Here is a 17774-nt window from a genome sequence, read left to right as displayed (position 1 = left end):
CTCTTATTTGCGCTTCTTCTTACCGTTGTAGTGGGGGTTTTCCCATACAACAGAGCCACCCTGGCCGAGGCCCACGCACATAGCGGTGAGACCGTACTGCACGTCTGGGCGCTGTTCAAACTGAGCAGCCAGTTGAATCATGAGACGCACTCCAGAGGCTGCCAGCGGGTGTCCGAGAGCAATGGCTCCGCCCCAGGCATTGACGCGGGGGTCGTCGTCGGCGATGTCGAAGTGGTCGAGGAGCGAAAGAACTTGAATAGCAAATGCCTCGTTCAGCTCGAATAGTCCGATGTCGTCGATCGTGAGTCCTGCTTTGCGCAGTGCCTTTTCGGTCGACGGAATCGGACCGATTCCCATGATCTCTGGTTGGACACCGGCGAACGCAAAAGAGACCATGCGCATTTTTGGCTTGAGGTCGAATTCTTTCACTGCGTGGCCGCCCGCGAGTAGTGACATAGTCGCGCCATCGGTCAAGGGTGATGACGTACCGGCGGTGACGCGTCCGTGCGGACGGAAAGGTGTTTTTAGCCCAGCGAGGTCTTCCATGGTTGTTCCGGGGCGTCGACCTTCATCTTCCGTCGCGAGGCCCCATGAACCGTCGGCCGTCTTGATGGCGACGGGAACAAGGTCGGACTGGATGTGCCCCGCGTCATAGGCTGCCTGCACTTTGTGCTGGCTCAACATGCCAAAGCGGTCGGCACGCTCTTTTGTCAGGTGCGGAAAACGGTCGTGAATACGCTCGGCGGTCACACCCATGTTGAGAGCGCCCGGGTCAACCATTTTCTCGGCAACAAAGCGCGGGTTGGGGTCGGCGTTGGAACCGATGGGGTGGTGCCCCATGTGTTCAACGCCGCCTGCCAGAGCTACGTCGTACATTCCCATGGCGATGGACGCGCCCATTGTGGTCACACTTGTCATGGCGCCCGCGCACATACGCTCGACGGCAAGGCCGGGAACAGTCTGCGGGAGACCCGCCAAGATAGCGACAGAACGCCCCAGGGTCAGACCCTGGTCTCCGGTTTGCGATGTCGCAGCAATAGCAACGTCGTCGACACGGTCGAGGGGAACCTCGGGGTTCCTTTCCATGACGCCGATGGTGGCTTTTACAGCCAGGTCATCTGCGCGGGTATTGAAGTACATGCCCTTCTCGCCGGCGCGCCCAAAGGGGGTACGCATGCCATCGACGAAGAAGACGTCAGAGATTTCGGCCACTCTGCCTCCAGTTTTCAGGTTAATAACAGCCTAAGAGGCGCACCGGGGCCGGGGGAATCCCTTGGGCCGAACCTACGAATCGGAGTCGGTGGCCTCTTCCAGGTCTTGCACGGAATCAACAAAGGCTTGGGTGATCTTCTGTGCAGTGTGCTCAATTTGCCACGCACGGGCGCCGCGTTCACGCAGTGCCTCGGCAATAGCATCCGGTGTCAAAGCAGGCGGCTCCCACGCGATACGCCGCAGAGTATCAGGGGTAAGAAGGTTCTCAACCGGCATGCCCAGTTCTTCGGCAACGGCCAAAACAGCTGGCTTAGCACGCTGTAGACGCGCGGCTGCTTCGGGGTTGCGATCTTTCCACGCCCGCACCGGGGGAGGGGCATCGCTGGGAACACGTTCGCGCGGTAGATCGTCACTCGCGCGTCCCTGTTCGATAGCTGCCCACCAGCGACTGAGCTGTGTACGGCTCGCACGACCCGTGAAAGCCGAAAGCCCTGCGAGCGCACCCTGCGAACGCGGTTCGGCAAGCACAGCAGCAATCAGCGCCCTATCTGGAACAAGGCGGCCAGGAGCAACATCTTGTTCACGCGCATAGTCTTCGCGCGCCTGCCAGAGCGCACGAGCGACCGCGAGGTTACGTGCGCCACGCACCTGGTGGAGTCCACTCAATCGGCGCCATGGCTCTGCTCGCGGTGCTTTTGGCAGCTTTATCCGCTCGGCCTCAAACTCTTCGGCCGCGATCGACGTTTTGCCCTGTTCAGCCAACTCTTCGGCAAGAGCATCACGTACATCGATCAGATGCACAACATCTAAAGCGGCGTATTCCAACCAAGAATCAGGAAGCGGGCGGGTCGACCAGTCTGCCGCGGAATGCTCCTTCGCCAAATGGATGCCAAGGGCATGCTCAACAGCAGCGGCAAGCCCAACCTTTTCATGCCCCGCCAGCCGAGCACCCAGTTCGGTGTCAAAAAGTGACGGCGGAGAGAGATCGAGCTCATGCAGTGAGGGTAAATCCTGGCTGGCGGCGTGAAGAACCCACTCTGCTGAGCCAATGGCCGCCTGCAACGGAGAAAAGTCAGCGATCTGCGTGGGATCAAAGAGAAAAACACCGCTGTTGCGGCGAAAAACTTGAATGAGATACGCCCGCTGCGAATAGCGAAAACCCGACGCGCGCTCGACATCGACAGCGGTTGGTCCTTCGCCGCGCACGAGCTCTTCGCACGCAGCTTCAAACTCCGATGCCGTGTCGATGACGGTGTATTCAGTCACGTGTCCTTCTCCTGGCGCCAAAAACGGCGATGTCTTCTGAACCCGGCGGAAGCCCCGCGAGCATCCCCACTAACTCAGCCCACGCCTCGGCATGAGGCGCCAATGGACCCGAAGGCGACCATGAGGCACGCAACTCAATCTGTGCGCCTTCGCCCTCTGCCGCCAATGAGCCGAAGCCCTTCGACAGCGTTTTGGTGCTTGTTCCGGATGCCGCGTGATAGCGCGCCCCCCGAGAATCTAATGCGTCAATGAGCCATGACCATGCTACGTCGGTCAGCAGCGGATCCGTACCGATCTCGGGCTCCAGTGGTGCCTGCGCAAAAGTAACGATACGCCACGGGCCGTCCCAGGCGCTCGGCTGAGCAGGATCGTGGAGAAGAACGAACCTGCCTGTGCCGTAGATCGACTGGCCCGAGGCATCCGGGCGAATGTCAGCAGCCAAAGCAAAAGCCTCGGGAGCGAGCCCCGTTGGCGCCGGAATTTCATGCACAACGATGTCGCGCCGGAACGTGTGCGACCGCAAAACGGCGAGCACTTCTGAGAAGGAAGAGTCGCTGCCGGGATGATCTGTCACGCGGACAGACTAGAGTCAGGAAGCGATGAAGAGTCTCAGGCACGCCGCAGCATTAAGCGGCATTGCAATTGCCGGCGCCCTCGTCGCCGGTGTCGTGGCAGGAACAGCGGCCGTTTTTGCGGTCGCTCGACGCGTTGTTACGCCCACAGAACGTGTGGCCGATACCGAAATTCTTGCGGTAGACACGACTTCCCAAACAGTCGAGCTGAGCCGCACACTCGATACCGAACTACCCGGCCGGTACGGATTATTCACCACCGGTTCTGTGGACTACGTCAAAATAGGCGCGGTACTGAGTGCCGACAAAACTCGAGTGCGCCGCAAACTGCTCACGCAAATAAAACCCTCACACGAACTCGGTTCGCGCGCGGCGTTCAGCGGCTGGTACTACACCGAACCAGAAGAACTGCACCTGCCGTACTCGTCGGTGCTGATCGGCACGCCGCACGGGCCCAGCCCCGCATGGCTGTTTCCTGGCAGCGGTGACACCTGGGTGATCCACGTGCACGGCCGGGGCGCATCACGCGCCGAATGCCTGCGTGGTGTTCCACCACTGCACGCAGAAGGCTGCACGAGCCTCGTCGTGTCATACCGCAACGATGGGGAAGGGCCACGCACACGCGCCGGCGCATATGGCCTGGGAGCCACGGAATGGCACGATGTGGAAACAGCGGTCGGCTATGCCGTACGGCACGGCGCCGAACGCGTTGTGCTGATGGGATGGTCAATGGGTGGAGCCATCGTGTTGCAAACAGCCCTTGGCTCGGCCCACAAAAACCGGATCGCCGGAGTGATACTTGATTCACCCGTTGTCGACTGGGAACGCGTACTGCGCTACCAAGCAAAAGAAGCAGGATACCCAGAAGCCATGACACGCCTGGTGATGGGCGCGCTTTCACGGCCATGGACGGCACGGTGGGGCGGCGCAGAGCAGCCGATTCCCTTCCATGAATTGAACCTGGTTGAGCGCTCGGATGAACTCGAAGTGCCGATCCTCATCCTGCACAGCGACGACGACGGCTTTGTTCCCTCTACGGGTTCCCATGCACTTGCACACGCTCGCCCCGACCTGGTAACAATGCCAACGTTCGCTGCGGCCCGACACACCAAGATCTGGAACTACGACCAGCAGCGTTGGACACAGGCCATTAGCGACTGGGTGCGACAACACGAACTGCAGGCGAGTGACCCGGCAGAAGCGGAGCATCCGGAAAACGATCACACTGCGTAGCAGCAGCGCGCGGTAGCAGCCACGCACATAGTGAACGGGGCCGTCACAATAACTGTGACGGCCCCGTTCCTGTGAACAACAGCGTTAGAAGTTGATAGCGACGGCTTCGCGCACTTGCCGTTTCACACGCCGAAGCATGCCGGTCATCCCGCCGATACGCAGCGGAGAAACAGCTCGGGTCAGCCCGATGCTCTGTGCATAGTCGTCGGGAATCGCAAGAACTTCATCAACGCTCAGCCCCGTAATACCCTGAACAAGGATGCTGGCAAACCCGCGCGTTGTGGGGGCCTCCGGGGGTGCCGTCGCATGCATAGTCACCGTGTTGTCGTGCACGATAGTGCGCACATAAACGGGTGACTGGCACTCTAAGACGCGCTCGTTGAATTCGGGGTGTGCAGCAATTTCTGCGGGAACCTCGGGGAGCTCCGACGAAAATTCTAGGAGCAGCTGCAGCCGTTCGGGCTCGGGAAGCTCGAGGAAATCGTCGCGAATAGCGGCGAGAGTTTCGGGTAATGCTGACTCACTCATCACGGCTATTCTTTCATGCTCTTGTTTCTCGGGCTCGCTGTGGGCTTAGATCGTGCCACGTTCGGTGCCGGTAACGATGGGCACACGTACAGCGCTGCCCCATTCGGTCCACGAACCGTCGTAGTTGCGAACATCGTTAAACCCGAGCAGGTGCTTGAGCACAAACCAGGTGTGGGCCGAGCGCTCACCAATACGGCAGTAGGCGACGATGCTGTCGTCGTCTTTCAGACCGAGCTCTTCGCGATAGATCGTCTCGAGTTCGGCACGGGTCTTGAAACCACCCTCTTCGTCGACGGCACGACCCCACGGAACACTGTGTGCGGTAGGAATGTGGCCTGCTCGCAGCGCACCCTCGTCGGGATAGTGCGGTGCGGTGGTGCGCTGGCCTGAATATTCTTCGGGCGAGCGGACATCGACAAGCGGGTTGCCGAGGTGCTTGAGCACGTCTTCTTTATAGGCACGCAGCACGCTGTCGTCGCGCTCAACGACGGGGTACTCAGTGGGCTCGGGTGAAGGAACATCGGTCGTGATCTCACGGCCCTCCGAAATCCACCGGTCACGGCCACCATCCAGCAGGCGAACATCTTCGTGACCAAACAGTGAGAACACCCACAGCGCGTAGGCGGCCCACCAGTTGTTCATGTCGCCATAAATAACCACCGTGTCGTCGCGTTTGATGCCTTTTCGGCTGAGAAGTTCGGCAAATCCTTCGCCGTCAAGGTAGTCGCGCACGACCGGGTCGTTAAGTTCGGTGTGCCAGTCGATCTTGACCGCACCGGGAATGTGACCGGTTTCGTACAGCAGAACGTCTTCGTTGGACTCGACAACGACGAGACCAGGTGTGCCAAGACGATCGGCCAGCCACTGCGTGGAGACAAGCCGACCAGGCTCGGCATACTCCGAAAATTTGTTGTTAGAAGTGTCGAACTCGATGCTCACGAGATCTCCGTTCGGGGGTAAATAGGGCGGGTACGAGGCTGGCGGCGTAGTGTTGAGCCGTCCCCTCGACCATAGATCGCTGTGCCGCGCTCTGCACGCGATGCGTAAAACTTTGACACAGGACCCGCATGACATCTACGACGACCGCGACCGGTATCGTTCACCTCACCGACCGCCAGCCGCAAGTTACGGGTGCAGAAATGCTCGCCGGGCTTGTTCCTCCGCCGCAGTTCGCTGACGCAACTTTTGATAGTTATCGGGCCGATGACGCCTATCCTTCGCAAGAAGAAGCAAAGCAGACTCTTATCCGGTTTACAGGGGGCTCCGCCGGCGTCGCAAAGCGCACCGGGCTTTTTCGGCGCGCACCGAAACAGGCACCCGTAAAACCAGGCGTCTACTTGGATGGTGGTTTTGGTGTCGGAAAGACACACCTGTTGGCTGCCACTTTTCATGCCATGCCGGCGCGTCGCAAATATTTTGGCTCTTTTATTGAATACACGGCGCTCGTGGGCGCGGTCGGTTACAAAAATACGGTTGATCTGCTGCGCGGGGCGGCGCTGCTGTGCATCGACGAGTTTGAGCTCGACGATCCTGGCGACACGATGGTGATGACCCGGATGCTGGGTGAACTTGTTGCATCCGGAACCAAACTCGCCGCCACATCAAACACACCGCCGAATGCTTTGGGCGAGGGGCGCTTTGCGGCGCAAGACTTTTTGCGGGAAATTCACAAAATGTCGGACAGCTTTCAGACGCTGCGTATTGACGGCACCGACTTTCGACAGCGCGCCGTCGACGGCAATGCACGAGTGTGGACTCCGGATGCCTATGACGCAGCAATCTCTGCATGCAGCAGCCGGTCACTTGCTTCTGATGACGCATTTGACGCCGTTATTAAACATTTGGCTGTTGTGCACCCTTCGCGTTACATCCGGCTGCTTGATGGACTTGCCGCTATTGGAATGCGCGATGTGGCGGTTATCACCGATCAGTCGGAAGCGTTACGCTTTGTGGCATTTGTTGACCGCGCTTATGACGCACAGATTCCGATTGTTGCCACCGGAGAACCATTGAGCCAGGTATTTTCTGACGACATGCTTGCCGGCGGATACCGTAAGAAGTATTTGCGCGCCGTGTCGCGGCTAGGAGCACTGACTCACATGGAGGGGATGGAGTGAGCGGCAAAAACACCAACCGCTGGCTGCCCATCATCGGCAATGTCGCGCGCGTATTGCTGAACGCCCTCAGCTCTGGGGGAGGGCAACAAACCCGCCCCCGAAGCGGTGGCGGCAAAAAACAGCGCGCGCGATTGCGGTCAGCGCCGCGTCCGGGCGCAGCATCCGGAAACATACCGAAACCGGGCCCTGCGTCGGGCGTCGGCACCGTCATCTCGGATGACACCGCAACACCCGGCCAAGCCGGGCCGACCGCGACCGTAGAACTTTCTCCGCACGGCGTGAACAACCTGGTGATCACGTATGCGCCACAAAAAGATGGCACACCGGATGCCGGTGAAGTTATTTGGACCTGGGTGCCGTACGCCGAAAATGACGGCCGAGGCAAAGACCGGCCCGTGCTGGTTATTGCCCGCCACACCGAAGACCGTGTTTACGTGGTGAAACTCACCAGCCAGCCCCACGATGGTGACCGCGACTTTTTACCGATCGGTTCGGGCGCCTGGGATTCCCAAGGCCGCGAATCGTGGGTTGATGTTGACCAGCTGTACAGCGTGCACCACGACGGTATGCGCCGTGAAGCCGCCGTGCTTGATCGCGCTCGTTTTAACGACGTTGCCGAGCTGCTCGAACGCCGCTTCGGATGGCGGCGCGGCTAACACTCGCGGCCGTATTCACTACGGCAAAATATCGAGGTTACGGAAGGTAGACCCGTCGTCGACCCACCGCTCGCTGCGGTTGGGGCGTTCAGAAAAGTAGACGACCGTGCCCGCCACGACAAACAGTGGCCCCAGCGTGAAACCCGCAGGCGCAAACCCCTCCGACACAGGAACACCAAAAAACAGTTGCGGAACCCCGGCAAGCACCAAAAGAGCACCCGCACACAGCAGTATGACCCCTAAACGACGGTAAGGTCGGCGTCTTCTCGACATACAAGAATGCTAGGGCAGGGGTGTACGGCTGCCCTGTAGATTTAGTCAGGTGACAGTCTCCGTCTCGCAACGTCCACGGGTGTTCCGTGCACTCACAAGCCGCGAGTTCCTCCCACAACTCTCTGTCCGCGATCGTGCTCTCCAAGCTCTCAGAAGAGGTGACCGATGAAGACGTCCAAGAGATCAATCGTGTTGCTTGGTGGTGGGTTCTCGGATAACGAGTACCCGGAGCTGGATCAGTTTCTCCTCGAGACGTCGGGCGCTCAACGACCACGTGTGTGCTTTATCCCTACCGCAAGCGGAGACTCTCGCGGCTACATCGAACGTTTTTACAACGGACTGTCCGACTACAACTGCGATCTCGCTCACCTCGAACTCTTCCGTCGCGACGTCTCGGACTTCGACGACTTCCTCGATCGGATGGACATCATCTACGTGGGTGGTGGAAATACCGCGAACATGCTCGAGATCTGGCGGCTACACAAACTGGATGCGGCTCTTTGCAGGGCCTATGAACGTGGAACTGTGCTTGCCGGCATCAGCGCAGGCGCTGCGTGCTGGTTTGAGGCCTGCCTGACCGATTCTTTCGGACCGCTAGCAGTTCTGAACGATGGGCTGGGTCTCATTCCGGGGAGCTTTTGCCCCCACTACGATTCTGAAGTAGACCGCGCAGCGACGTATTCCGACTTCATCAGGCGTGGACTCCTTGCCCCGGGCGTTGGACTCGATGACGGCGTCGCCATTCGCTACATCGATGAGACTGTGGCCGACGTGTTCAGCGCGCAAGAGGGGCGTTCAGCCCATTTCGTCGACTCACCTGCAGAGCAGCAACACCAAGAAGGAACTCGATGAGCCGCCCTGCCCAGCTGAAGCTATATCTGCCTGCCTTCAGGTTCCACGTTGAGCATTGGGAATAGCCCGCCGAGGGCATTGATATGGACGATGCGCCCGGCGAACCTGAGGCGCTCATCGAGCTGCTTTCGACGCCGTCGGATGTTGCTGCAGTTGCGACGGCGATGACCGGTCGAGCTGAGATCGATGCCGAGGGGCCGCGAGAGATAATCGCTCAACTGCAGGCCAAGCTGCCGGAGCCGGAGCGCTTCGGTCGCAGCGCAGTATCGCCCAGCGCGGGGGCGAGGCCTGGGGATCTAGCGCACGAGCGATGTGGCAGGCGTCAAAGATTGCCAGGGGTAATTTTGGGGTGATTCTGCCGCAGCCACCCGCGAAGCCGAACTCGAGATGAAAAACGAAAACCCCCGGCTTGACCGGGGGTTTTCTCACCTGTGGGCGATGCCGGACTCGAACCGACGACCTCTTCCGTGTGAAGGAAGCGCGCTACCAACTGCGCCAATCGCCCCCGCACTGATGTGCATGAGTGAGATCTCATGTGCATAGGCACAAGAAGAGAGCATACCGGATGCCGCAGGTCACGGTTGTGCTCGCTTTTCCGGGCGTGGCGCGGACACGCCCGGATGCCCTGCAAGGTTTTGCGATCGAGCCAACCCTGAGCTAATGTTATGCAAGTGCCCGGCACGCCGGGACTAACACAAAATGCGGATGTAGCGCAGTTGGTAGCGCATCACCTTGCCAAGGTGAGGGTCGCGAGTTCGAGTCTCGTCATCCGCTCGAGTCCAGTAATTCCTTTCGGGATTGTGGCATGTGGCGTTCGATCCACACGCGGTGGCGTGGCCGAGAGGCGAGGCACCGGCCTGCAAAGCCGTTTACACGGGTTCGAATCCCGTCGCCACCTCTCTGAAATATCAAACTTAATAGCCTAACTAGGCGCGATTGGCGCAGCGGTAGCGCGCTTCCCTGACACGGAAGAGGTCACTGGTTCGATCCCAGTATCGCGCACTCCCGAAGACCCGCAGATTTCTGCGGGTCTTCTCTAGTTTATGGCCAGGAACATCCTTGTGGGGAGCATCGGCCTTCTCAGAGTGCTCGGTCAGCTGGTGTGCTGAATGGCATTACGGAGGAATTCGATGGCTTCGATCAGGTCCGTTTCATATACAGCCCACCGCTCGAGTTGAGATAAGGCCCACGCCCAATCAGCGTGACTCAGACCCACCGTCAGAAGAGCGTCGTCTGGGGGCCAGCTGGAAGTCTGCACCGTGGTGGGGTGAGCAGTTGCCGCCTCCCATCCTGCCTGCATCACACGGTTGCCGTGCTTCGAGGTCTCATCGGCAGCACCTTCGCAGCTTTGGACATCAACCGCTATGGAGTTATCAACGCAGCCATTCACACGATGCCAGAACGACATCGGCACTTCGATAACCACACGCTCGCCCTGGTTTTCACAACCTTTCATGCTCGAAGCGTAGCCCTTCCCGCGACTCTCCGAACGCCGGGCTGCTGAGCTGCCGGGTCTGCTTCACGTTGCATCCGTGGATTGCGTCATGACCATCGCGATGTCCAGCGGCGTAGCCACGGCAGGCCGCGCCCAGCGGGGGACGAGCAGCGTGCAGGGGAGAAGTCGCTTTCGTTGAGCGAGGCATGCAGCACAACCATTGCGGGCTCGGGCTCGATCCACGGGGCGACCGGTTTCATCGCACTCATGCCGACGACTTTGCTCCGCAGACCGGAATATTGTCGTGTTGACATCCCACGGTTCGCTACTCTGGCGCGACTCGTTCTAGCATGGGAGCGACCACAGCGTAAGGGTGCGCTTAACGATGCGGCGATTCTGGGGAACGCCGCCCAGCAAATGAGAACCACCAGGGCAGGTTCTTTGCTGGGTCATTAACCGGAGAATTTGATCATGAACCACCCGCGCCTTGCCTTGGCGGTACACCGTGCCCACGACGCGCCGTCGCATCGACGCTTACTTGCCGGGCTGCTGGCTGTGCTGGTCGCCGTAGCGATTGTGATTGTTGTGCCCGTTATTGCTTCGGAAAATGCACACGCGCAGGCGTATGACGCGCATGAACAAGCGAGCAAACAGGTCGAAGCCGCCTACGGTACTGCCCACGCACAAATGCAACTGCTCGACGCAGCTATTGAGCGAGCGCGCGACGACTATTCGTTCGCCGCAGCCATGGTCTCCGACGCCGGCGAATCTGTTATTGCCGATATCTCGACACGCGACGAGGTTATTCACGCCTATGAATTGCTTTCGGATGCTGCGCAATTACAGGTCGACGACTCTGGCGCCATCGTCACCACACCTGCGGTGCATACGAGTATCGATAAACCCGCGATACCCCCGGCAGCGGACGAGCTGAAAGAACTACGCCAACAGACCGCTGATTTACGCAGTGAAGAAGAAGATCTCAGCAGTACCACTGGTGCAACAACTACACGCACAACAGCGATCGAGGAAGCATCGCAGGCCCTCACCGAGGCAGTTGATGAGTTTATGGCGTCGGCCGCCGCAAAAGGCGTCACTCTGCACTATGCGAAAGCACTGCAAGAAACCCAGAAGGTACATGCAGCCGCTGCAGCGCTGATCACCGACGATGCCCGCAACGCAAAAATGCGGGGCAAGGCAGCACTAGTAAAGACCTATGTTGATGCGGTCCGAGAGGCATCCGGGCGTCATAAGGCTGCAGGTACGGCCGACGATAAAAAGAACAGCGACGGCCCCGATAGCGTTCGTGACGAACCGGGTGATGATATGCACGGTGATGCACCGCAACCACAGCCGCGCCCTAACCCCGCACCCGATAACGGTTCGCGTGGGCAGATTGTGTATGCCGATACTGCGTGCACAGGGTGGGGCGGAAGCGCATCGGCATCATGGGGTAGCAACATTAGTGTGCCGTCGGCCGCGACGAGCGTGTGGGTTGACTTTGAAAACCCGAACTCAGCGTGGGGAGTGGCATGGACCTGCCCCGGTGGGTGATGGAACGACAGCAGACCGGCGTAGACTCTACGTCTATGGAGAAACTGCCGAACGACACCCCTCGTGTGTGCGTGCACGGTGGTACGCGAACGTCGGGCGCCTGAGCGGGCAAGACGCTGTGTGCGTCTACAGCTGAGCCAGTCCGATAACCCACATACTCTGGAGAACCCTTCGTGTCCGACAACGCCCAGCCCTCGTACCCCACCGATGGCTTCGCCCTGTTTACCGACCGTTCCGTCGTTGCCATGCGTGTCAACGGTGACCTCAAAGATCTTGCCGCGACCGTCGTAGAATCCGACACGGTCGAAGCCGTCACCATCGACAGCCCCGATGGTCTCGACATTCTTCGCCACTCCACCGCCCACGTGCTCGCACAGGCCGTGCAACGCATCCGCCCACAGTCGAACCTGGGTATTGGCCCGCCCATCACCGACGGTTTCTACTACGATTTCGACGTCGACGAGCCCTTCACCCCTGAAGACCTCAAAGCAATCAGCAAAGAAATGCAGCGCATCGTTCGTGAAGGGCAGCGTTTTGTTCGCCGAGTGGTGACCGACACCGAAGCGCAGGAAGAACTGCACGATGAGCCCTTCAAACTCGAACTCATCGGACTGAAAGGCCCGGGGGCAGCCTCGGCAGCAGAAGGTGCATCGGTCGAGGTGGGCGAAGGTGAACTGACCATCTACGACAACGTGCAAAAAGATGGCACGGTCGCCTGGAAAGACCTCTGCCGTGGCCCTCACCTTCCCAACACCCGCATGATCGGCAACGGCTGGGACCTCACCCGAGTTGCTGCTGCCTACTGGCGCGGTAGTGAAAAGAACCCGCAGCTGCAGCGAATTTACGGCACAGCGTGGCCAACAAAAGACGAACTGCGTACCTACCAGGAGCGCCTGGCAGAAGCAGCTAAGCGTGATCACCGTCGCCTCGGCGCCGAAATGGACCTCTTCTCTTTCCCCGACGAAGTGGGCCCGGGGCTTGCCGTTTTCCATCCGCGCGGAGGAATCGTGCGGTACGAAATCGAACAGTACATGCGTGAGCAGCTGCTCGTACACGGCTACGAAATGGTGAACTCACCCCACATCACCAAAGCTGACCTTTTTGCGACCAGCGGGCACCTACAAACCTACGCCGAAGGCATGTACCCACCCATGCACCTCGACGAAACAACCGACGACGAGGGCAACATCACACGGCAGGGCCAGGATTACTACCTGAAGCCCATGAACTGCCCATTCCACAACCTCATTTACCGTTCGCGTGGTCGCAGTTACCGTGAACTGCCGCTGCGACTTGCCGAGTTCGGCACCGTCTACCGCTACGAAAAGAGCGGAACCCTCTCGGGCCTCACCCGCGTTCGTGGTCTTACACAGGACGACGCTCACATCTATGTCGCGCACGATCAGGTAGAAGAAGAACTCACCCGTAACCTCAACTTTGTGTTGAAGGTTTTGCGCGATTACGGACTCGACGACTTCTACCTCGAACTCTCAACACGCGATGACGACAGCGACAAGTTCTTGGGCGAACCTGAACAGTGGGAGGCCGCAACCGAAACACTGCGGCGTGTGGCAGAGGCATCCGGACTCGAACTGGTGCCCGACCCCGGTGGTGCAGCATTCTATGGCCCCAAGATTTCTGTGCAGGCCCGCGATGCCATCGGCCGCACCTGGCAGATGTCGACCATTCAGCTCGACTTCAACCAGCCAGAACGTTTCGAACTGGAATACACGGGCCCCGACGGCCACAAACACCGCCCGGTCATGATTCACCGTGCTCTGTTTGGCTCGATCGAGCGCTTCTTTGCCATTTTGCTCGAGCACTATGCCGGCGATTTTCCGCTGTGGCTCGCCCCCGCTCAAGTTGTGGGCGTGCCGGTGGCAGAAGAATTCTCTGCCTACCTCGACGACGTCATCGCGCAACTGCGCGCACAGGGTATTCGCGCCGAAGTCGACCACTCCGACGACCGGATGCAAAAGAAGATCCGTAACCACACGACCGCCAAGGTTCCGCTCATCATGATCGCGGGTGAACAAGACCGCTCAGCGGGCACAGTCTCGTTCCGGTTCCGTGACGGCAGCCAGCAAAATGGTGTGCCCATCGCCGAAGCCGTCGCGCGTATCCGAGCCGCAGTAGAAAGCCACGCACGAATCGTGAGCGCTGAGGACTTCGTATGACCTCACCCTCCGACCACGAGCCGGATGCCCCGCATTTAGCGGGCGTGCCCGATGAATTTCAGCGGCTATGGACGCCCCACCGCATGGTGTACATCCAGGCAGGACGTGAGCCGCTACGCCAAGACTGCCCGTTCTGTGCTGCCCCCGAAGGAGAAGACACCGACACGCTGATCGTGGCACGAGGAAAGACAGCCTATGTGCTGCTCAACCTCTTTCCGTACAACTCGGGCCACCTGCTTGTATGCCCGTACCGGCATATTGCCACGTATGACCAAGCGACGCCCGAAGAAGTGGCGGAGATCGGTGCGCTCACGCAGACCGGCATGCGGGTGCTGCGCGATGTGTCGCACTGCGACGGCTTCAACCTGGGTATGAACCAGGGAGCCATCGCCGGTGCTGGCGTCGACGCTCACCTGCATCAGCACATCGTTCCGCGCTGGGCCTCCGACGCCAACTTCTTTCCAATCATCGCCAAGACCAAAGCATTACCGCAGCTGCTCGGCGAAGTCAGGCAGGCCATCGCCGACGCCTGGCCCCAGTGAAGACGAGGCGCCGGGGCGATGCGGCACAGCACGGCATCCGGATGCTGTAGCTAGCGCACCTGCGAGACTTCGAACTGTTCGCGAGGGTGGGCGTAAAACTCTTGCGCCTGAACCAGCTGTAATTCACGTTCACCCGAATCGAGCGTGAGGGTCAGCAGATCGAACACGCTCGATACCGTGCGGCTCAGAGCCTGCGCCGCACTCGATGTTTCGACATAGTGAGCCGTAAACAGTGCGGCGGTGACATCACCAGAACCGTTGGCTTTAATTGGGAGATGCGGTGTCTGCACAATCCAGGCACCCGTCTCGTCGGCAGCGATCATTTCGATCGTTCCCTCAGGGCGGTCCGGCCGCTCAACACTCGTGACCAACACGGTCGACGGGCCCAGGGCCATCGCAGCATCGATCGAACGCAGGGTCGAAGGAAGGTCACTCGCCTCGGTGTCGGTGAGATAACCGAGCTCAAACTGATTCGGGGTGATGATATCGGCGACGGGCACAACACGATCGCGCAGCAAATCGGGAATAGCCGGGGCTACGAAGCATCCGGACTTTGCGTTACCCATGACCGGGTCACAGGCATACACGGCGTTCGGGTTCGCCTGTTTGACGCGTGTGACAGCGTCGATCACGACGTCGGCGATACCCTCGCTGCCCTGATATCCCGACAAAACGGCATCGGTCGACGCAAACGCATCACGTTCTTCAATACCGGTAATGACCTCGGCGACATCGTCGGGTGCAATGAGCGGACCGCGCCACGCGCCATAACCGGTGTGGTTAGAAAAATTAACGGTGTTGACGGGCAGCACTTCGACACCGATGCGTTGGAGTGGAAACACGGCGGCGGAGTTGCCGACGTGCCCGAAGGCCACCGCCGACTGGATCGACACGATTTGCATGTTTCGATCTTGGCACTAACAACGTCGTGCCGGCGACAGAAAAGCGCCATGTCTGAGATTGAAATAAGAAAGATGCAGACGCGCTATGCTTTGTCCTATGACAAACTCTTCGGATCAGCAAACCTCTCGCTCGTCACTCAGTGAAGCGCTGCGTGGCGGCGTAATCATGGATGTCGTCACCGCAGATCAGGCGCGAATCGCCGAAGACGCCGGTGCTGTCGCCGTGATGGCACTCGAACGCGTGCCCGCCGACATTCGTGCTCAGGGCGGCGTCGCGCGCATGAGTGATCCCGACCTGATCGATGGCATCATCGCAGCGGTTGACGTGCCGGTTATGGCTAAAGCTCGGATCGGTCACTTTGTCGAAGCGCAGGTTCTGCAAGAACTCGGCGTCGACTGGATCGATGAATCAGAGGTGCTTTCGCCCGCCGACTACGTCAACCACATCGACAAGAGCACGTTCTCTGTGCCGTTCGTATGCGGTGCGACACACCTGGGCGAAGCGCTGCGCCGCATCACCGAAGGCGCTGCCATGATTCGCTCCAAAGGCGAGGCCGGAACCGGTGATGTCTCGGAAGCAACCAAGCACATTCGCAAGATTCTGAGCGAGATTCGTGCGCTTTCGGCGCTGAGCACCGACGAACTGTATGTCGCTGCCAAAGAACTCCAGGCACCGTATCCTCTCGTTGCTGACGTAGCGAAGAATGGAAAACTACCCGTACCGCTCTTTGTCGCCGGAGGTGTGGCAACGCCCGCCGACGCCGCCATGATGATGCAACTCGGGGCCGACGGTGTGTTCGTGGGCTCCGGCATCTTTAAATCCGGCAACCCCGAAGCGCGCGCCGCCGCAGTCGTTGCCGCTACGCGCAGCTTCAATGACCCCGCAGCCATCGCCCGCGCCTCACGCGGACTCGGTGAGGCCATGGTCGGCATCAACGTTGCCGACCTGCCCGCGCCCCACCGACTCGCCGAACGAGGCTGGTAAAAGACAGCGACGCCGGGGGAGTAGCATCCGGATGCTCCGCTGCCCCCGGCGCGCAACTTCTCTTACAATAGACATGCCCTGCGGGGGACTCCGCAGGTAGATGACGAGCGGAGAACTATGGCCGGGCATTCCAAATGGGCAACGACAAAACACAAAAAGGCCGTTATTGACGCGCGCCGCGCAAAGTCGTTCGCCAAGCTCATCAAGAACATCGAAGTAGCCGCAAAAATCGGCGGCGCCGATCTTGATGGCAACCCGACCCTGTACGACGCCGTCCAAAAAGCAAAAAAGACCTCGGTACCCAACGACAACATCGACCGGGCAATTAAACGCGGCGCAGGAATTGCCGGCGAAGCGGTCGAATATCAGACGATCATGTACGAGGCATACGGCCCCAACGGTGTTGCGCTCATGGTCGAGTGTCTGACCGACAACAAGAACCGTGCCGCGGCAGAAGTGCGCACAGCGCTGACCCGCAACGGTGGCACGCTGGCCGACCCGGGCAGCGTGGCCTATAACTTCACCCGCAAGGGTGTCATCGTGGTCGGTAGCGAAGGCACCAGTGAAGACGAAGTGATGTTGGCCGTGCTCGAAGCCGGTGCAGAAGAAATTGAACCGCATGCACAGGGGTTCGAAGTCATCACAGAGGCTTCCGACATCGTCTCTGTGCGCACAGCGCTGCAAGACGCCGGAATCGACTACGACTCGGCCGACGTCGAGTTTGTGCCTAACCTTAAAGTTGAAGTTGATGCAGACACGGCGCGGAAAGTATTCCGCCTCATTGATGCGCTCGAAGACAGCGACGACGTGCAAAACGTCTACAGCAACTTTGACCTCACCGCCGAAGTGCAGGCCGAACTCGAAAACGACGAGTAGACCGTATGAGCACCAGCATCCGGCGCATCCTTGGGGTTGATCCCGGTCTCACCCGTTGCGGGGTGGGGATCGTCGATGTCGACCGGAGTCGCCGGGCTCAGCTGGTGCACGTCTCTGTAGTACGCAGCGCAGTCGATGACGCAATTGGTGACCGACTCGTCGCCATCGCCGAGGGCTTGCGGCGTGCGATTCGAGAGTTTCAGCCGGATGCAGTAGCAGTTGAACGGGTATTCGCTCAGCACAACAGGCAGACCGTTATGGGCACAGCACAAGCAAGCGGCATTGCGCTGCTCGTCGCCGCTGAAGCAGGGTTGCCAGCGCAAACACACACCCCCAGCGAAGTGAAAGCCGCTGTCACCGGCTACGGCTCTGCAGATAAGCGACAGGTGCAAGCCATGATCGCCCGGATACTCAAGCTAGAAAAACCACCACAACCCGCCGACGCTGCCGACGCTTTAGCCATAGCGCTCTGCCACGCCTGGCGCGGGGGCACCAGCCGTGCAGCGGAAGCAGCAGAAGAAATGACGGCTGCACAGCGCGCCTGGCATGAGGCGGAGCGTGTCGCTCGAACAAAGGTACGATCTCGCGCCTAGG

19 protein-coding genes and 4 tRNA genes are annotated in these 17774 nt (G+C 59.7%); 13 read left to right on the top strand and 10 right to left on the bottom strand.

Going from position 1 to position 17774, the window contains the following annotated elements; genetic code table 11:
* Window positions 1-3: 3 nt before the first annotated feature.
* The 3 genes from ACQUSW_RS01865 to ACQUSW_RS01855 all read right to left on the bottom strand — a co-directional run bounded on the left by ACQUSW_RS01865 (window position 4) and on the right by ACQUSW_RS01855 (window position 3052).
* Window positions 4-1212, bottom strand: coding sequence for a thiolase family protein (locus ACQUSW_RS01865; RefSeq protein ID WP_428930584.1), 1209 nt, complete (start codon window positions 1210-1212; stop codon window positions 4-6).
* 72 nt (window positions 1213-1284) lie between these two features.
* Window positions 1285-2478: a ribonuclease D gene (locus ACQUSW_RS01860; protein WP_428930583.1), complete on the bottom strand. Its 1194-nt coding sequence runs from the start codon at window positions 2476-2478 to the stop codon at window positions 1285-1287.
* Window positions 2471-3052: a DUF3000 domain-containing protein gene (locus tag ACQUSW_RS01855; RefSeq protein ID WP_428930582.1), complete on the bottom strand. Its 582-nt coding sequence runs from the start codon at window positions 3050-3052 to the stop codon at window positions 2471-2473. Before ACQUSW_RS01855 ends, ACQUSW_RS01860 begins: the two co-directional genes overlap by 8 nt.
* 25 nt (window positions 3053-3077) lie before the next feature.
* Between ACQUSW_RS01855 and ACQUSW_RS01850 the strand changes: the two genes are divergently transcribed.
* A complete protein-coding gene (locus ACQUSW_RS01850; RefSeq protein ID WP_428930581.1) occupies window positions 3078-4283 on the top strand; it encodes an alpha/beta hydrolase family protein in 1206 nt (401 codons plus the stop codon).
* Window positions 4284-4367: 84 nt separating this feature from the next.
* On the opposite strand, the gene ACQUSW_RS01845 is transcribed toward ACQUSW_RS01850, so the two are convergent.
* On the bottom strand, window positions 4368-4811 hold the full coding sequence (locus ACQUSW_RS01845) for a SufE family protein (protein ID WP_428930580.1): 444 nt from the start codon (window positions 4809-4811) through the stop codon (window positions 4368-4370).
* A 45-nt stretch (window positions 4812-4856) separates the two neighbouring features.
* Window positions 4857-5750 carry a sulfurtransferase gene (locus tag ACQUSW_RS01840; protein ID WP_428930579.1) on the bottom strand — a complete coding sequence of 298 codons (894 nt, stop codon included), beginning with the start codon at window positions 5748-5750 and terminating at the stop codon, window positions 4857-4859.
* A gap of 128 nt (window positions 5751-5878) precedes the next feature.
* Between ACQUSW_RS01840 and zapE the strand changes: the two genes are divergently transcribed.
* On the top strand, window positions 5879-6928 hold the full coding sequence (gene zapE / locus ACQUSW_RS01835; RefSeq protein ID WP_428930578.1) for a cell division protein ZapE: 1050 nt from the start codon (window positions 5879-5881) through the stop codon (window positions 6926-6928).
* The gene (locus ACQUSW_RS01830) at window positions 6925-7584 is read left to right on the top strand and encodes a type II toxin-antitoxin system PemK/MazF family toxin (protein WP_428930577.1); all 660 of its coding nucleotides are present in this window, start codon (window positions 6925-6927) and stop codon (window positions 7582-7584) included. The genes zapE and ACQUSW_RS01830 overlap by 4 nt, the downstream gene beginning before the upstream one ends.
* A gap of 18 nt (window positions 7585-7602) precedes the next feature.
* On the opposite strand, the gene ACQUSW_RS01825 is transcribed toward ACQUSW_RS01830, so the two are convergent.
* Entirely contained in the window at window positions 7603-7857 is a 255-nt protein-coding gene (locus ACQUSW_RS01825) for a hypothetical protein (RefSeq protein WP_428930576.1), read from the bottom strand.
* A 165-nt stretch (window positions 7858-8022) separates the two neighbouring features.
* Here ACQUSW_RS01825 and ACQUSW_RS01820 point away from each other — a divergent pair, with 165 nt between their 5' ends.
* Window positions 8023-8709 carry a Type 1 glutamine amidotransferase-like domain-containing protein gene (locus tag ACQUSW_RS01820; RefSeq protein ID WP_428930575.1) on the top strand — a complete coding sequence of 229 codons (687 nt, stop codon included), beginning with the start codon at window positions 8023-8025 and terminating at the stop codon, window positions 8707-8709.
* Between the two features lie 432 nt (window positions 8710-9141).
* Here ACQUSW_RS01820 and ACQUSW_RS01815 read toward each other — a convergent pair.
* Window positions 9142-9214, bottom strand: a tRNA-Val gene (locus tag ACQUSW_RS01815).
* Between the two features lie 196 nt (window positions 9215-9410).
* Here ACQUSW_RS01815 and ACQUSW_RS01810 point away from each other — a divergent pair.
* From ACQUSW_RS01810 to ACQUSW_RS01800, 3 genes are all read left to right on the top strand, one after another.
* Window positions 9411-9483, top strand: a tRNA-Gly gene (locus ACQUSW_RS01810).
* 53 nt (window positions 9484-9536) lie between these two features.
* Window positions 9537-9607, top strand: a tRNA-Cys gene (locus ACQUSW_RS01805).
* 32 nt (window positions 9608-9639) lie between these two features.
* Window positions 9640-9711, top strand: a tRNA-Val gene (locus ACQUSW_RS01800).
* 91 nt (window positions 9712-9802) lie between these two features.
* Here the strand turns inward: ACQUSW_RS01800 and ACQUSW_RS01795 are convergent.
* Window positions 9803-10165 carry a hypothetical protein gene (locus ACQUSW_RS01795; protein WP_428930574.1) on the bottom strand — a complete coding sequence of 121 codons (363 nt, stop codon included), beginning with the start codon at window positions 10163-10165 and terminating at the stop codon, window positions 9803-9805.
* 86 nt (window positions 10166-10251) lie between these two features.
* On the bottom strand, window positions 10252-10413 hold the full coding sequence (locus ACQUSW_RS01790; protein WP_428930573.1) for a hypothetical protein: 162 nt from the start codon (window positions 10411-10413) through the stop codon (window positions 10252-10254).
* 202 nt (window positions 10414-10615) lie between these two features.
* Here ACQUSW_RS01790 and ACQUSW_RS01785 point away from each other — a divergent pair, with 202 nt between their 5' ends.
* The 3 genes from ACQUSW_RS01785 to ACQUSW_RS01775 all read left to right on the top strand — a co-directional run bounded on the left by ACQUSW_RS01785 (window position 10616) and on the right by ACQUSW_RS01775 (window position 14417).
* A complete protein-coding gene (locus ACQUSW_RS01785; protein ID WP_428930572.1) occupies window positions 10616-11698 on the top strand; it encodes a hypothetical protein in 1083 nt (360 codons plus the stop codon).
* Window positions 11699-11871: 173 nt separating this feature from the next.
* A complete protein-coding gene (thrS, locus tag ACQUSW_RS01780) occupies window positions 11872-13875 on the top strand; it encodes a threonine--tRNA ligase (protein ID WP_428930571.1) in 2004 nt (667 codons plus the stop codon).
* The gene (locus ACQUSW_RS01775; RefSeq protein ID WP_428930570.1) at window positions 13872-14417 is read left to right on the top strand and encodes an HIT family protein; all 546 of its coding nucleotides are present in this window, start codon (window positions 13872-13874) and stop codon (window positions 14415-14417) included. The genes thrS and ACQUSW_RS01775 overlap by 4 nt, the downstream gene beginning before the upstream one ends.
* A 50-nt stretch (window positions 14418-14467) precedes the next feature.
* Here ACQUSW_RS01775 and pdxY read toward each other — a convergent pair whose 3' ends face one another.
* A complete protein-coding gene (gene pdxY / locus ACQUSW_RS01770) occupies window positions 14468-15319 on the bottom strand; it encodes a pyridoxal kinase PdxY (RefSeq protein ID WP_428930569.1) in 852 nt (283 codons plus the stop codon).
* Window positions 15320-15416: 97 nt separating this feature from the next.
* On the opposite strand from pdxY, the gene pdxS reads away from it, so the two are divergent.
* The 3 genes from pdxS to ruvC all read left to right on the top strand — a co-directional run bounded on the left by pdxS (window position 15417) and on the right by ruvC (window position 17773).
* Entirely contained in the window at window positions 15417-16304 is an 888-nt protein-coding gene (pdxS, locus tag ACQUSW_RS01765; RefSeq protein ID WP_428930568.1) for a pyridoxal 5'-phosphate synthase lyase subunit PdxS, read from the top strand.
* Between the two features lie 117 nt (window positions 16305-16421).
* Window positions 16422-17180: a YebC/PmpR family DNA-binding transcriptional regulator gene (locus ACQUSW_RS01760; protein ID WP_428930567.1), complete on the top strand. Its 759-nt coding sequence runs from the start codon at window positions 16422-16424 to the stop codon at window positions 17178-17180.
* Between the two features lie 5 nt (window positions 17181-17185).
* On the top strand, window positions 17186-17773 hold the full coding sequence (gene ruvC, locus ACQUSW_RS01755; RefSeq protein ID WP_428930566.1) for a crossover junction endodeoxyribonuclease RuvC: 588 nt from the start codon (window positions 17186-17188) through the stop codon (window positions 17771-17773).
* Window position 17774: the final 1 nt, after the last annotated feature.

Origin of the sequence: Microbacterium luticellae (assembly GCF_050408645.1) — a bacterium.
In the GTDB taxonomy this organism is placed as follows: Bacteria; Actinomycetota; Actinomycetes; order Actinomycetales; family Microbacteriaceae; genus Microbacterium.
This window is presented reverse-complemented; position numbering and strand designations above follow the sequence as displayed.

What these genes read in the sequence shown, in the direction of transcription:
- ACQUSW_RS01850 (WP_428930581.1), top strand. Translation starts at nt 3,078, where the DNA reads ATGAAGAGTCTCAGGCACGCCGCAGCATTAAGCGGCATTGCAATTGCC.
- ACQUSW_RS01845 (WP_428930580.1), bottom strand. Translation starts at nt 4,811, where the DNA reads ATGAGTGAGTCAGCATTACCCGAAACTCTCGCCGCTATTCGCGACGAT.
- zapE (WP_428930578.1), top strand. Translation starts at nt 5,879, where the DNA reads ATGACATCTACGACGACCGCGACCGGTATCGTTCACCTCACCGACCGC.
- ACQUSW_RS01825 (WP_428930576.1), bottom strand. Translation starts at nt 7,857, where the DNA reads ATGTCGAGAAGACGCCGACCTTACCGTCGTTTAGGGGTCATACTGCTG.
- ACQUSW_RS01820 (WP_428930575.1), top strand. Translation starts at nt 8,023, where the DNA reads ATGAAGACGTCCAAGAGATCAATCGTGTTGCTTGGTGGTGGGTTCTCG.
- ACQUSW_RS01795 (WP_428930574.1), bottom strand. Translation starts at nt 10,165, where the DNA reads ATGAAAGGTTGTGAAAACCAGGGCGAGCGTGTGGTTATCGAAGTGCCG.
- ACQUSW_RS01790 (WP_428930573.1), bottom strand. Translation starts at nt 10,413, where the DNA reads ATGAGTGCGATGAAACCGGTCGCCCCGTGGATCGAGCCCGAGCCCGCA.
- ACQUSW_RS01785 (WP_428930572.1), top strand. Translation starts at nt 10,616, where the DNA reads ATGAACCACCCGCGCCTTGCCTTGGCGGTACACCGTGCCCACGACGCG.
- ACQUSW_RS01775 (WP_428930570.1), top strand. Translation starts at nt 13,872, where the DNA reads ATGACCTCACCCTCCGACCACGAGCCGGATGCCCCGCATTTAGCGGGC.
- pdxY (WP_428930569.1), bottom strand. Translation starts at nt 15,319, where the DNA reads ATGCAAATCGTGTCGATCCAGTCGGCGGTGGCCTTCGGGCACGTCGGC.
- pdxS (WP_428930568.1), top strand. Translation starts at nt 15,417, where the DNA reads ATGACAAACTCTTCGGATCAGCAAACCTCTCGCTCGTCACTCAGTGAA.
- ACQUSW_RS01760 (WP_428930567.1), top strand. Translation starts at nt 16,422, where the DNA reads ATGGCCGGGCATTCCAAATGGGCAACGACAAAACACAAAAAGGCCGTT.
- ruvC (WP_428930566.1), top strand. Translation starts at nt 17,186, where the DNA reads ATGAGCACCAGCATCCGGCGCATCCTTGGGGTTGATCCCGGTCTCACC.